The following is a 12445-nucleotide window of genomic DNA, read 5'->3' as shown; positions in this document are numbered from 1 at the left end:
AACTTATTCGACCCGCATTTCCCCGCTGAACACCAACGTACTGCGACAGCGCCGGCACAAATACCGCCGCCCCTGGCGCACCAGGCTATGACGCTGGGCCGAAAACGGGAAATCGCTGTCGGCGCAGGGGCATTTGTAGATGTAGCGGGTCACGCTGCGACGTTTGACGTCATAGGTGTGGCAGCGGTTGGGCGGCAGTTCGTAGACGCCGCGCATGATCAGTTGCCACTCTTCGCCGTGGGGCTGGATGCGGTCGCCGAACAGTTGATGGGCGATCAGGTGCGCGACTTCGTGCGCCACGGTCTGCTTGAGGAAGTCTTCGGTGTTTTCCCGGTACAGCTGCGGGTTGAAGCGCAGCAGGTTCTCGTGCAAATGCGCGACACCGGCTTTTTGCCCGCGCAGCTTGAGGCTCACCACGGGGCGTTTGAAAGGTCGTTTGAAAAAGGATTCGGCTTGCAGGAAACAGTCTTCGACGCGGGTATTGAGTTGCTCGGGCATGCTTGATGGATCTCCAAGGATGTCGAGTATGCCGCAACCCCGAGGGCTTGCGAATCGCTCAGGCGCCGAATGGTCGTTGCTCGCATTAGAAGGCCGCCTAGCGGCGGCCTGTAGTGGCGGAGCGTGTTTTTTATGTTGGCGCTTGTTTGTCAGTTGGTATAGACCGGTCCCACGCCAAGGCCCCAGACAATCACGGTAAACGCCATGATGGCTACCAGTACCACCAATCCTACGGCGAGCACCGAGCTCGAAAACAGGAAGCCTTCGTCCGATGGAATGTTCATGAACGTTGGTAGCCCTACATACAGCAGGTACACCGTGTAGCAGACAGCCGCGGTGCCGACGATCATCCCCAGCCACAAGTGCGGGTACAGCGCCGCCAGGCCGCCGACGAACAGTGGGGTGGCGGTGTACGTGGCGAATGCGATACAGCGCGCCAGGCTCGGGTTGGCGTCATAGGTACGGGCCATCCAGTGAATGAAGGCGCCCATCACCGCGACACCGCCGAGCATCGCCAGGTACGACATGATGGTCATCCATAGCGCGCTTTCCATAGTCAGCATGACCGGCGCTCGGTTACCGATGACCCAGCCGACTTGCGTAGTGCCGATAAACGCCGATATGGCAGGGATCGCCGCCAGAATCAGGGTGTGCGTCAGGTACATGTGGCTGATGCTTTCTTCCTCGTCGCCACGGATTTCTTTCCATTCCTGGTCAGGGTGGGTAAAGAGTCCCACTACGTGATGGATCATGCCAGTCACTCCTCTTGTTGTTGCCATCGCCCCCCAGCGGAGCGCTTACAGGCCAAAGTGGCCAGGTAAGAACAGGTCTGAATACGCGTGCGACCTTATGTCGCAGTATAGAAAGGAGTTACTTGCAATAGTGCGAGGGCTTTAGAGCAAATCGCGCTGTAAACAAATCTGTTAATCGCCGCAAGGTCTGTGCCGAATGGAACCTGTGGCGAGGGAGCTTGCTCCCGCTGGGGCGCGAAGCGGCCCCAAAACAGTCCACCCTGTTGTGTCAGGCAAACCGCGGCGGCAGGTTTTGCGACTGCTGCGCAGCCGAGCGGGAGCAAGCTCCCTCGCCACAGGGGTATGCTCAAGTCATATAAGTGCAGGCTTCGCCCCGTCAGGGTTTTTGCGTAAAATGCCGGCCTTTCGTCACACCTCACGGATTTCGCGTCATGGGCACTCTTACGGTCAACCAGAACAAACTGCAAAAGCGCCTGCGCCGCCAGGCCGGTGAGGCTGTTGCCGATTTCAACATGATTGAAGACGGCGACAAGGTCATGGTCTGCCTGTCCGGTGGCAAGGACAGCTACACCATGCTCGACGTGCTGATGCATTTGCAGAAAGTCGCCCCGATCAAGTTCGAGATCGTCGCCGTGAACATGGACCAGAAGCAGCCAGGCTTCCCCGAGCACGTGCTGCCGGCTTACCTCAAAGAACTGGGCATCGAGTACCACATCGTCGAGAAAGACACCTACTCGGTGGTCAAGGAGCTGATCCCGGAAGGCAAGACCACTTGCTCGCTGTGCTCGCGCCTGCGTCGCGGCACGCTATACACCTTTGCCGACGAAATCGGCGCGACCAAAATGGCCCTCGGTCACCATCGTGACGACATCGTCGAGACGTTCTTCCTGAACATGTTCTTCAACGGTTCGCTCAAGGCCATGCCGCCAAAGCTGCGCGCCGACGACGGGCGCAACGTGGTGATCCGCCCGCTGGCCTACTGCAACGAAAAAGACATCCAGGCCTACTCGGACCTCAAGCAATTCCCGATCATCCCGTGCAACCTCTGCGGCTCCCAGGAAAACCTGCAACGCCAGGTGGTTAAAGAGATGCTGCAGGAGTGGGAACGCAAGACCCCGGGCCGCACCGAGAGCATTTTCCGCAGCCTGCAGAACGTGATCCCGTCGCAACTGGCGGACCGCAACCTGTTCGACTTCACCAACCTGCGTATCGACGAAAGCGCCGCATCGCGGTTCGTCAACGTAGTGAACCTCTGACGGTTCAAGTCACTCAGACACACGGCGCTCGCGGGCGCCGTTTTCAATTTCATCCCGTAGGAGAGGGCATGCGCGATTACAAGTGGCTGCACGAATACTGTCTGAACCGCTTCGGTTCGGCGGCTGAACTGGAAGCCCATCTGCCGGTTCCCAAGACCCCGGCGCAATTGCGCAAGATCAGCGACGACCGCTACCTCTCGATCATGGCATTGCGGGTATTCCGTGCCGGGCTCAAGCACAGCCTGGTGGATGCCAAGTGGCCGGCGTTCGAAGAAGTGTTCTTCAAGTTCGACCCGGAAAAAGTCGTGCTGATGAGCGCCGAACATCTGGAGCGCTTGATGCAGGACGCGCGAATTATCCGCCACCTGGGCAAGCTCAAGAGTGTGCCGCGCAATGCGCAGTTCATTCTGGACGTGGCCCATGAGAAGGGTAGTTTCGGTGCGTTGATCGCCGACTGGCCGGTAACCGATATCGTCGGCTTGTGGACCTACCTGAAAAAACACGGCCATCAGTTGGGCGGGTTATCCGCACCGCGATTCTTGCGGATGGTCGGCAAGGACACCTTCGTGCCGAGCTACGACGTGGTGGCAGCGCTGAATGCACAGCAGATCATCGACAAGGTGCCGAGCAGTTTGCGCGACCTGGCCACGGTGCAGAATGCGTTCAACCAATGGCACGAAGAGAGTGGTGGACGGCCGATGAGCCAGATTTCGATGATGCTGGCGTATACCGTTAACCACTGACGAAGATGATCATTCCCACGCAGAGCGTGGGAATGATCACGGTGGGGGCCGTCAGGCGACGGAAATCTCGCCTTCCCCCGCCAACTTGCGGTTCAACTGGTACCGCCACCGCACATACAGCATCGCCGAGCAGAACACCGCCAGGCTCGCGCCCATCTCCAGCAAACCGAACAGCTGCCGGTTCGGGTCATAGGCGGCCAATGCGCCCTTGATGAAATACAGATTCACCACAAAACACATCCACGAATGCCCACGGGCACTGCCGACGATCATTCCCGGTGCCAGCAACAGCAGCGGCACCAGTTCGATCAGCAGAATCACCCACGGCCGCGCGCCATGCAGGTCGGCGAACACCAGGTAGTAGGCGCAAAGCAGCCCCGCCAGGCCGAAAAAGCACAGCAGGCTGATGACGCGCATCGCCCGTACACGCGGTTCGAGCCATTCGATGGCAGGCAACACCTTAGGCTTCTTAGCCACGATGGCTCTCCAGTTTCTGCGCAGTCTTCGCCAGGCGTAGGCCCAAGGCACGGCACAATGCGACTTCATGTTCGTTCAAACCGCTTTTGCCATCGGCCCCGGCGTGATGACTGGCGCCGTAAGGCGTGCCGCCGCCACGGGTTTCCAGCAGCGCCGATTCACTGTAAGGCAGGCCGGTGATCAACATGCCGTGGTGCAGCAACGGCAGCATCATCGACAGCAGTGTGGTTTCCTGGCCGCCGTGCAGGCTGGCGGTCGAGGTGAAGACTCCGGCCGGTTTGCCCACCAGGGCGCCGGTCAGCCACAGGTTGCTGGTGCCGTCGAGGAAGTATTTCAGCGGTGCGGCCATGTTGCCGAAGCGGGTCGGGCTGCCCAGGGCCAGGCCGGCGCAGTTCTTCAAATCGTCGAGGCTGGCGTACAGCGCGCCTTCATCGGGAATGTCCGGCGCCACGGCTTCGCATTCAGTGGAGATCGCCGGCACCGTGCGCAACCTGGCTTCAAGGCCGGCCTGCTCGACACCGCGGGCAATCTGCCGGGCCATTTCATTGGTCGAGCCGCTGCGGCTGTAATACAGCACCAGAATGTACGGCGCGCTCACGGCAGCAACTCCAGTACATTCTCCGGCGGACGGCCGATGATGGCTTTGTCGCCGACTTCGAGAATCGGCCGCTCCATGAGTTTCGGGTGTGCGGCGATGGCGGCGATCAATTGCGCTTCGCTCAAGCTGCTGTCGGCCAGGTTGAGGGTTTTGTACTCGTCCTCGCCGGTGCGCAGCAATTGCCGGGCGCTGATGCCGAGTTTGCTCAACAGGCTCTGGATTTGCGCGGCGTCCAGTGGTGTTTCCAGGTAGCGGACGACCGTTGGCGTCAGGCCACGGGCTTCGATGAGTTCGAGCGCACCGCGGGATTTCGAGCAGCGCGGGTTGTGATAAAGCGTCAGATCGGTCATGTGCGGGTCGCTTCTTGCGTAAAGTGGCGGCTATTCTAACTGTGCGGCGCGTAATCCAGAACCTTGGGAGGCGATGGGTCGCAGGTGCATTCTATTTTTGACAAGGATTGAGACATGACAAGGCGACTGGCAGCAGCATTGGCGATCATGGGGGCGTTATTGCTGGGGGGCTGTGGCAACGACTATGGCATCGACCAGAATGGTCACAAGGTCGCCGCCGAGCGTCTGGATAAACAATGGCTGGTGCTCAATTACTGGGCCGAGTGGTGCAGCCCGTGCCGGACCGAAATCCCACAGCTGAATGCGTTGGCCGAGCAGCTCCAGGGCAAGAAGATCGGCGTGTTCGGGGTCAACTTCGACAATGTGCAGGGCGAAGAGCTCAAAGGCGCCAGTGAGAAACTGGGGATCAAGTTCACCGTGCTGGCCCAGGATCCGGCCGACCTTTTCGAATTGCCGCGCAGTGAAGCGCTGCCAGTGACTTACATCATTGATAACAAGGGCAAGGTGCGGGAACAGTTGATGGGCGAGCAGACGGCGGCGGGGGTGATGGCGAAGCTTGAGGCGTTGCAGGCGACCAACTGACCGAGCACCGCCTGTGGCGAGGGAGCTTGCTCCCGCTGGGGCGCGAAGCGGCCCTAAAACCATCCGACTCGGTGTGTCAGACAATCCGCGTCGGATAGTTAGCGACTGCTGCGCAGCCGAGCGGGAGCAAGCTCCCTCGCTACAGGGGCATCACCCCTCTTCAAGCCACCAACGCAATGGCTTGCCTTCGGCCGGCCAGAAGCGCATCTGGTCAATCGGTGAGACGTCCCAGCGCTGGACGTTTTCCAGCGCCTGCAGGAAGCGTTTTTCCTGTTCCATCAACGCCGGCGCGCAGAGTTTGCGGGTACTGCCGATCTTGCCGAAGCTGAGCTTTTCACCTTCCAGGGAATACGGCGCGAACCAGTGGTTGCAGCCGCCGTTACCGTAGGCCCGACCGTCGTCACCGAGCGTGATGGTCAGGTGGCTGTAGTCCATCAGCGGACGTTCGCCGATCCACTCCAGAATGTAACTGCGGTTCTGTTGCAACTTTACCGGCTCGGCGGCGCAGCCCAGCAGGCTGGCACCGACCATCGTGGTCAGAGCAAGGCGTTTCATCACGCAGGCTCCTGGCACTTCGGGCACAGGTGTTTTTCGCCGGCTGCGGTCCAGCCCAGCTCGGCAATCCGTGCGGTGGCGGCCGGTTTTTCAGCCTTGTTGCCCAGCTTGGCGTCGACCGCGAACTCGAAGCTCAGCTCTTTGGCGCAGCTGTCGCAGTTGACTTTCCAGGTGTGGATCGCCAGTTCGCCGAACACCGGACCACTGGCCACCGCGACCCATTGGCCGGGCGGGTTGATCAGGTGGCGAACCGTTTCGACGGTCAGGCGCATGGACAAGTCCTTGCTGCCTTTGAGGGTCACTACCAGCACGTCGTTATTGCGAATCGAACCGCCGTTGCCGGTGACTTGATAACGCCCCGGCACCAGGGCGCGGCATTCGGTGAGGGTGTGTTGCGGGTTCATCAGGCTGTAGCGGAAATCGTGTTCGACCATGGGTCCTCCAAATATGCGCGATATGCTAGCACGGGCATCAGCACAGCATGGCGTGGGCATGTGACCTTCGATCAGGTTCAAATTGCCTGCTAATCCATGGCAAACTGCCACTTTTGCATCTCTAAGGAACAGAAATGGCGTTGATCGAATGTTACGAGTGCAAGCAACGCATCAGCTCCACGGCGCCTGCTTGCATTCATTGCGGTGCGCCTGCGGCAACGGTGCACGCGGCTACTTCGACGGCAGCGCCTGTGGAAGCACCGCTTTCTTTCGGGCGTTTGCCGAGCAATGAGAGTGTGCCTCGGGTGACCCCGGCCGCCTTCGGGCGTAAACGAAAAACCGAAACCCAGGCTGAGGTCCCGGCACCGGTGCTCAATGGACCGCGTCCGGTGGAACTCTGGCTGAAACTGATGATTTTCTTTCTGCCGCCGTTTTTTGTCTGGTTCCTGCTGCGTCGCGGGCATTCGCTGGGGCAGCGCTTGCTGGGCTTCGGCTGGCTGGGCCTGATGATCCTCTTGTCCAAGGCCTGAGCCGTTCAGCGCTCGACCTGATTGTGTGGCGAACCGGCCACCCAGGCCGCGATGTTCTGCAAAGTGGTCGCGGCAATCGCACCCAGGGCTTCGCGAGTGAGGAAGGCCTGGTGTGCGGTGATGATCACGTTTGGAAAGGTCAGCAGGCGCGCCAGCACATCGTCTTGCAGTGGCAGGTCGGAGCGGTCCTCGAAGAACAACTGCGCCTCCTCTTCATAGACATCGAGTCCCAGATAGCCCAATTGGCCGTTTTTCAATGCGTCGATCAGCGCCGGCGTGTCCACCAGACCGCCACGCCCGGTGTTGATCAACATCGCGCCGGGCTGCATGTGCGCCAGTGACTCGCGGTTGATCAAATGTTTGCTCTGCTCGTTGAGCGGGCAATGCAGGCTGATGATCTGCGACTCGGCCAGCAGTTGCGGCAAGCTCAGGTAGCGCGCGCCGAGGGCTTCGACCTGTGGGTTCGGATAGGGGTCATAGGCCAGCAATTGGCAGCCGAAGCCGTGCATGATCTTCGCAAAGGTCGCGCCGATCTGCCCGGTGCCGACCACGCCGACGGTCTTGTTCACCAGGTCGAAGCCGGTCAACCCGTGCAGGCTGAAATCGCCCTCGCGGGTACGGTTGTAGGCGCGGTGCAGACGGCGGTTGAGCGCCAGGATCAACGCCACCGCGTGTTCGGCCACGGCGTGGGGCGAGTACGCCGGGACCCGCACAACCGTCAGCCCCAGGTGCTTCGCCGCCGCGAGGTCGACATGGTTGTAACCGGCCGAGCGCAGGGCGATCAGGCGTGTGCCGCCTGCTGCCAGGCGTTCAAGCACCGGGGCGCTGAGGTCATCGTTGATGAAGGCGCAGACCACCTCGTGATGCTCGGCCAGCGCCGCCGTGTCGAGGCTCAGTCGTGCCGGCTGGAAATGCAGTTCGATGCCGGCGGGCAGGACGGCGGCGAGAAAACTCTCGCGGTCGTAGGTCTGGCTGCTGAAAAGAATCGTGCGCATGCTGTCCTCCTGGAAGTCTCAAACCCCGTAGCAGCCTTCGGCAGCTGCCATAGGGTTTAAGCTTAGCGTTCAGGCCTTCCTGCGTTATTGCGCTGCATCAGGCATTGATGCGCGCATGGGCCGCGAGGCGATTGATGGCGCGTTCGAGTTCTTCCAGCGCGACGGGGGCTTTCGGGTCCTGTTGCTTGAGCAGGGTTTCGCTGCGCTGGCAGGCGGCGCGCAGTTGCGGGACGCCGCAATAACGGGTTGCGCCGTGCAGGCGATGGACCCGCTCGATCAGGGCATTCTGATCGTTGGCTTCACGGGCCACGCGGATGGCCTCGCGATCGGCTTCCAGGGAGGCCAGCAGCATGGCCAGCATGTCCGCCGCCAGATCGGCCTTGCCGGCCGCCAGGCGCAGGCCTTCTTCGTGGTCCAGCACCTGCAGTTCATGACCGCTGTTGTTATCGCTATTACGCTCCGGACCCTGATTGCGCAGCGCCAGGCCCGTCCATTTCAACACCACTTGCGCCAGTTGCCGTTCGCTGATGGGTTTGGTCAGGTAGTCGTCCATGCCGCTTTGCAGCAACGCGCGTTTTTCATTGGCCATCGCATGGGCGGTGAGGGCCACGACTGGCAGTGGCGTGCAATGCCGCTCGCTTTCCCATTGGCGAATGGCTTCGGTGCTTTGGCGCCCATCCATGCCGGGCATTTGCACGTCCATCAACACCAGATCGAAAGTCTCGTTCTGTACGGCCTTGACCGCGGCGTAACCGCTTTCTACCGCGAGCACCTTGGCGCCCATGTCTTCGAGCAGGGTTTGCACCAGCAGCAGGTTGGCCGGGTTGTCGTCCACGCAAAGGACCTTCGGCGCGCGGCTGGAAACGGGCTCGGCGGGGTCGCTGCGCTGCTGGCGCGGGTTGACCAGATCAGACAGGGCCCGACGCAGCTTGCGGGTGCAGGCGGGTTTGGACTGGAGCTGGCTGTGGGGGTTGGGCACCGAGAGATGGAACAGCGTCAGTTCGGTGGTCGGGCACAGCACCAACACTCTGCAGCCCAGGTGTTCAAGGTCCCAGATGTGCTGGTTGAGGCGCTCCGGCGGCATGTCGTTGCTGGTGATGCCGAGCACCGCCAAGCCGATTGCCTGATCGGTCTGGTGAGCGCCGGTCACGCCATTGGCCAGGCTTTCCAGGGTATTGAACGGCGTGACGCTCAGGCCGCAGTCTTCCAGTTGATGCTGCAATGCCTGACGGGCCAGTTCATGGTTTTCCAGGACAGCCACCCGCTGCCCGAGCAACGGTGGGCCGGGCAGGTCTTCGGCGTCGTCGCGGGTTTTGGGCAGGCTCAGGCTGATCCAGAATTCCGAGCCTTCGCCCGGCGTGCTGTCGACGCCGATCTCGCCGCCCATTTGTTCGATCAGCCGTTTGGAAATCACCAATCCGAGGCCGGTGCCGCCGGGTTGTCGGGACAACGAGTTATCGGCCTGGCTGAAGGCCTGGAACAGGGCGCGCACGTCCTGGTTCGACAGGCCGATGCCGGTGTCCTGAATGCTGATGCGCAGTTGCACGCTGTCTTCATGCTCTTCTTCGAGCATCGCCCGGGCGACGATGGTGCCTTCGCGGGTGAACTTGATCGCATTGCTCACAAGGTTGGTGAGGATCTGCTTGAGTCGCAACGGATCGCCCACCAGCGACAGTGGCGTATCGCGATAAACCAGGCTCACCAGCTCAAGCTCTTTGGCGTGGGCGGCCGGGGCGAGGATGTTCAGGGTGTCTTGCAGCAGGTCGCGCAGGTTGAACGGAATATGGTCGAGCACCAGTTTGCCGGCCTCGATTTTCGAGAAATCGAGAATCTCGTTGATGATCCCCAGCAGGCTGTCGGCGGACTTTTCGATGGTGCCCAGGTAATCGAGCTGGCGCGGCGTCAGTTCGCTTTTTTGCAGCAGGTGCGTGAAGCCGAGAATGCCGTTGAGCGGCGTGCGGATTTCATGGCTCATGTTGGCCAGGAACTCGGACTTGATCCGGCTCGCCTCCAGGGCTTCCTTGCGCGCCAGATCCAGCTCGATGTTCTGGATTTCGATGGTTTCCAGATTCTGACGCACGTCTTCGGTGGCCTGGTCGACGCTGTTTTGCAATTCTTCCTGAGCGTTCTGCAGCGTCCCGGCCATGCGGTTGATGCCGGACGCCAGTTCATCCAGTTCCTGGCTGCCGAGGGGCGGCAGGCGGGTTTCCAGGTGACCGTCCTTGAGTTGTGCCACGGCCTGTTTGATCTGGCTCAATGGCCGATTGATGGTTCGGCCCATGCGTAACGCCAGCAGCGCCGCACCGGCCAGGCCTCCGCCGATCAGCAGCAGGCTGGCGAACAGGCTGCGGTAGCCGCGCAGCAGCATGCCGTTGTGGGACAGTTCGAGTTCGACCCAGCCCAGCAGGCGGTCGGCTTCATCGGGGATCAGGTCACCAGCCAGGTTGCGGTGCTTGCCGAACACGGGCAGCAGGTAACGCGTGGCGTCATTGCCACTGCGGCGCAGCAACTGTGAACCGTTGCCCAGGGGGGCCTGATTGAGCATGGTCGGGCCGGCATGGGCCAGCGGCGTGCGGTCGGGGGCGAGGAAGGTCACCGCGCGCACGTCGGTCTGTTCCAGGGACTGGGTGGCGATGCGCTCCAGCAGCTCGTTGTCTTTGCGACCCATGGCCGGGGCCACCAACGGTGCCAGCTGTTCGGCGATCATTTCGCCGCGTTGCATGAGCTGGGCTTGCAGGTCCGATTGCTGCATCCAGGTGAAATAGCCGCCCAGGACCAACGCCATCAGGGTGGTCGGCAACAGGGTCAGTAACAGCACGCGGCCTTTAATTCCCAGTTTCTTGAGCACGCATCTCTCCTGCATCCAGCTGTTTATTGACCTGCACATGCGTCCGGCACGCGCCACCTGCGCAGTGTAGCGATTTGCATGCGGGCAATCTTCGTAAAATTGATGTCGTCATTCGTCGGTCAGTTCAATGCTTTGGCCCAGGGAGACAAACCTTGGGTTGCCCCTGGAGAGGCAATCTTGAATAATCAGCAATTGAGAATTATTTGCAGATACTCATGACTCCCATCGCGATTGGCCATCCTCGCATCCTCTCTATCGAAGACGATCCAGTGCTCGGTGCTTATGTTCATGAGCATCTGGGGCGCTGCGGTTTTCAGGTGACCTGGTGCCAGAACGGGCAGGAAGGCCTGGCGATTGCGCGCCAGCAGGCCTTCGATGTGGTGTTGATGGATATTCTGTTGCCGGGGCTCGATGGCCTGGCGGTGCTGACCCAATTGCGCCAGAGCCATTCCACGCCAGTGGTGCTGATGTCGGCGCTGGGTGCCGAGGCGGATCGCATCAGTGGTTTTCGCCTCGGGGCCGACGATTACCTGCCCAAGCCTTTCAGCATGGCCGAGTTGCGGGTGCGCATCGAAGCGATCCTGCGGCGGGTGGCGTTCGACCGTCGACCAGCGCCGATACCGACGCCCCCTGCGACGGACTGCCTGCGTTTTGACGATGAACTGGGCGAGGTCTTTTGGGGCGAGTACGCGGCCGGCCTGACCCGCAGCGAGTACCGTTTACTGGACACGCTGAACCGCAACGACGATGAAGTGTTGAGCAAGGCGTTCCTTTATCAGCAGGTATTGCAGCGCGGTTATGCGCCCCATGACCGCAGCCTCGACATGCACATCAGCCAGATTCGCCGCAAGCTCAAGGCCATCGGTTACACCGAGCGTGAAGTGCGCACGGTTTGGGGCAAAGGGTACGTATTGAGTGCGGTCGATGAAGTGGTCTGACGCGCCGGGCCGCACGGTGCTCCTGCAACAGCAATTGCTGCGCGATCTGTCCCACGAATTGCGCACGCCGCTCAGCCGGTTGCGGGTGGCCTGTGAAAGTGAGCAGGACCTGGAGCAATTGCGCGAGCGCATTAGCCGGGAAGTCGACGGCATGCAGCGCCTGGTCGAGGATGCGCTGCAACTGGCCTGGCTCGACACCGAGCGCACGTCTTTGCCCGATGAAGCGATCCAGGTCCAGGCCTTGTGGGAAATGCTCACGGAAAACGCTTGCTATGAAAGCAGCTGGCCGGCGAGTCAGTTGCACTGTGCGGTGGATGCCTCCTGCTGGGTGCGCGGCCATCTCAATACCCTGGCCCAGGCGCTGGAAAACATTCTGCGCAATGCCATTCGTCATTCACCGCAGGGCGGTCTCGTGATGTTCGGTGGCCGGCGTGATGGCGACTTTTGGCACCTGTGGCTGGAGGACGAGGGCGGTGGGGTGGCTGACGAGGATCTTGAGCGGATCTTCTCGCCGTTCATCCGGCTCGACGGTTCACGGCCGGGGGAGGGTGGGTTCGGGTTGGGGTTGAGCATTGCGAGGAATGCGGTGCAGCGGCAGGGCGGGAGTTTGTGGGCTGAGAACACTGATACTGGGTTGCGGTTGAATATGCGGTTGTTAGCACATGACGTTTTAACCGTGTCCTCGCCATCGCGGGCAAGCCTTGCTCCTTGTATGTTGCCTTGAGGCTGCGCGGGTTTACCCCGTCGAATTTGTTTCGCATGTGCCAGTTCTATGAGAGTTATCGCGCTGAAGAGAAAGTCGCACCACTGGTGCGACAATTGTCCTGGTCGCACAACCTGATCATCTTCAGCCAGAGTAAATGTCACGCAAGGTGAAGAGTACTGATTC

14 protein-coding genes and 2 pseudogenes are annotated in these 12445 nt (G+C 60.9%); 7 read left to right on the top strand and 9 right to left on the bottom strand.

Annotated elements, in window-relative coordinates; translation table 11 throughout:
- Positions 1-3: 3 nt before the first annotated feature.
- On the bottom strand, positions 4-498 hold the full coding sequence (locus AC07V0_RS25575; RefSeq protein ID WP_007937535.1) for a SprT family zinc-dependent metalloprotease: 495 nt from the start codon (positions 496-498) through the stop codon (positions 4-6).
- Positions 499-647: 149 nt separating this feature from the next.
- Positions 648-1250, bottom strand: coding sequence for a Yip1 family protein (locus AC07V0_RS25570; RefSeq protein WP_018926304.1), 603 nt, complete (start codon positions 1248-1250; stop codon positions 648-650).
- Between the two features lie 431 nt (positions 1251-1681).
- Here AC07V0_RS25570 and ttcA point away from each other — a divergent pair, with 431 nt between their 5' ends.
- Positions 1682-2506, top strand: coding sequence for a tRNA 2-thiocytidine(32) synthetase TtcA (ttcA, locus tag AC07V0_RS25565; protein WP_007937538.1), 825 nt, complete (start codon positions 1682-1684; stop codon positions 2504-2506).
- A 68-nt stretch (positions 2507-2574) separates the two neighbouring features.
- On the top strand, positions 2575-3249 hold the full coding sequence (locus AC07V0_RS25560; RefSeq protein ID WP_192350856.1) for a DNA-3-methyladenine glycosylase I: 675 nt from the start codon (positions 2575-2577) through the stop codon (positions 3247-3249).
- A gap of 51 nt (positions 3250-3300) precedes the next feature.
- Here AC07V0_RS25560 and AC07V0_RS25555 read toward each other — a convergent pair whose 3' ends face one another.
- Genes AC07V0_RS25555 through arsC form a run of 3 tightly spaced genes read right to left on the bottom strand, consistent with a single transcriptional unit; the run spans position 3301 to position 4674 of the window.
- Positions 3301-3726: a DUF2069 domain-containing protein gene (locus AC07V0_RS25555; RefSeq protein WP_064616505.1), complete on the bottom strand. Its 426-nt coding sequence runs from the start codon at positions 3724-3726 to the stop codon at positions 3301-3303.
- The gene (wrbA, locus tag AC07V0_RS25550) at positions 3719-4324 is read right to left on the bottom strand and encodes an NAD(P)H:quinone oxidoreductase (RefSeq protein ID WP_018926302.1); all 606 of its coding nucleotides are present in this window, start codon (positions 4322-4324) and stop codon (positions 3719-3721) included. The genes AC07V0_RS25555 and wrbA overlap by 8 nt, the downstream gene beginning before the upstream one ends.
- Positions 4321-4674 (bottom strand): arsenate reductase (glutaredoxin), encoded by a 354-nt coding sequence (gene arsC, locus AC07V0_RS25545; RefSeq protein ID WP_018926301.1) that lies wholly within the window; start codon positions 4672-4674, stop codon positions 4321-4323. The genes wrbA and arsC overlap by 4 nt, the downstream gene beginning before the upstream one ends.
- Positions 4675-4788: 114 nt before the next feature.
- Here arsC and AC07V0_RS25540 point away from each other — a divergent pair, with 114 nt between their 5' ends.
- Positions 4789-5256, top strand: a complete 468-nt coding sequence (locus tag AC07V0_RS25540; protein ID WP_192350857.1) for a TlpA family protein disulfide reductase — start codon at positions 4789-4791, stop codon at positions 5254-5256.
- A 150-nt stretch (positions 5257-5406) separates the two neighbouring features.
- On the opposite strand, the gene AC07V0_RS25535 is transcribed toward AC07V0_RS25540, so the two are convergent.
- Both AC07V0_RS25535 and AC07V0_RS25530 read right to left on the bottom strand, forming a co-directional pair.
- Positions 5407-5811 carry an META domain-containing protein gene (locus tag AC07V0_RS25535; protein ID WP_007937547.1) on the bottom strand — a complete coding sequence of 135 codons (405 nt, stop codon included), beginning with the start codon at positions 5809-5811 and terminating at the stop codon, positions 5407-5409.
- The gene (locus AC07V0_RS25530; protein WP_018926299.1) at positions 5811-6245 is read right to left on the bottom strand and encodes a hypothetical protein; all 435 of its coding nucleotides are present in this window, start codon (positions 6243-6245) and stop codon (positions 5811-5813) included. Before AC07V0_RS25530 ends, AC07V0_RS25535 begins: the two co-directional genes overlap by 1 nt.
- Positions 6246-6379: 134 nt before the next feature.
- Between AC07V0_RS25530 and AC07V0_RS25525 the strand changes: the two genes are divergently transcribed.
- The gene (locus AC07V0_RS25525; protein ID WP_086944566.1) at positions 6380-6775 is read left to right on the top strand and encodes a hypothetical protein; all 396 of its coding nucleotides are present in this window, start codon (positions 6380-6382) and stop codon (positions 6773-6775) included.
- 5 nt (positions 6776-6780) lie between these two features.
- Here AC07V0_RS25525 and AC07V0_RS25520 read toward each other — a convergent pair whose 3' ends face one another.
- Both AC07V0_RS25520 and AC07V0_RS25515 read right to left on the bottom strand, forming a co-directional pair.
- A complete protein-coding gene (locus tag AC07V0_RS25520) occupies positions 6781-7770 on the bottom strand; it encodes a 2-hydroxyacid dehydrogenase (protein ID WP_086944567.1) in 990 nt (329 codons plus the stop codon).
- A 97-nt stretch (positions 7771-7867) separates the two neighbouring features.
- Entirely contained in the window at positions 7868-10618 is a 2751-nt protein-coding gene (locus AC07V0_RS25515; RefSeq protein ID WP_018926296.1) for a response regulator, read from the bottom strand.
- Between the two features lie 215 nt (positions 10619-10833).
- Here AC07V0_RS25515 and AC07V0_RS25510 point away from each other — a divergent pair, with 215 nt between their 5' ends.
- The 3 genes and pseudogenes from AC07V0_RS25510 to AC07V0_RS25500 form a co-directional block, all read left to right on the top strand.
- Complete coding sequence (locus tag AC07V0_RS25510) at positions 10834-11556, top strand: response regulator transcription factor (RefSeq protein ID WP_192350858.1); 723 nt, start codon at positions 10834-10836, stop codon at positions 11554-11556.
- A 13-nt stretch (positions 11557-11569) separates the two neighbouring features.
- A pseudogene (locus AC07V0_RS25505) lies at positions 11570-12280 on the top strand (sensor histidine kinase); the annotation flags it as partial.
- 2 nt (positions 12281-12282) lie between these two features.
- A pseudogene (locus AC07V0_RS25500) lies at positions 12283-12417 on the top strand (DUF1016 N-terminal domain-containing protein); the annotation flags it as partial.
- Positions 12418-12445 lie beyond the last annotated feature (28 nt).

This window comes from Pseudomonas sp. GW821-FHT01E10 (genome assembly GCF_059422365.1).
Note: the sequence above shows the minus strand (reverse complement) of the source record. Positions and strands in the feature narration are given on the sequence as shown.

What these genes read in the sequence shown, in the direction of transcription:
- AC07V0_RS25540 (WP_192350857.1), top strand. Translation starts at nt 4,789, where the DNA reads ATGACAAGGCGACTGGCAGCAGCATTGGCGATCATGGGGGCGTTATTG.
- arsC (WP_018926301.1), bottom strand. Translation starts at nt 4,674, where the DNA reads ATGACCGATCTGACGCTTTATCACAACCCGCGCTGCTCGAAATCCCGC.
- AC07V0_RS25510 (WP_192350858.1), top strand. Translation starts at nt 10,834, where the DNA reads ATGACTCCCATCGCGATTGGCCATCCTCGCATCCTCTCTATCGAAGAC.
- ttcA (WP_007937538.1), top strand. Translation starts at nt 1,682, where the DNA reads ATGGGCACTCTTACGGTCAACCAGAACAAACTGCAAAAGCGCCTGCGC.
- AC07V0_RS25570 (WP_018926304.1), bottom strand. Translation starts at nt 1,250, where the DNA reads ATGATCCATCACGTAGTGGGACTCTTTACCCACCCTGACCAGGAATGG.
- AC07V0_RS25560 (WP_192350856.1), top strand. Translation starts at nt 2,575, where the DNA reads ATGCGCGATTACAAGTGGCTGCACGAATACTGTCTGAACCGCTTCGGT.
- AC07V0_RS25535 (WP_007937547.1), bottom strand. Translation starts at nt 5,811, where the DNA reads ATGAAACGCCTTGCTCTGACCACGATGGTCGGTGCCAGCCTGCTGGGC.
- AC07V0_RS25520 (WP_086944567.1), bottom strand. Translation starts at nt 7,770, where the DNA reads ATGCGCACGATTCTTTTCAGCAGCCAGACCTACGACCGCGAGAGTTTT.
- AC07V0_RS25575 (WP_007937535.1), bottom strand. Translation starts at nt 498, where the DNA reads ATGCCCGAGCAACTCAATACCCGCGTCGAAGACTGTTTCCTGCAAGCC.
- AC07V0_RS25530 (WP_018926299.1), bottom strand. Translation starts at nt 6,245, where the DNA reads ATGGTCGAACACGATTTCCGCTACAGCCTGATGAACCCGCAACACACC.
- AC07V0_RS25525 (WP_086944566.1), top strand. Translation starts at nt 6,380, where the DNA reads ATGGCGTTGATCGAATGTTACGAGTGCAAGCAACGCATCAGCTCCACG.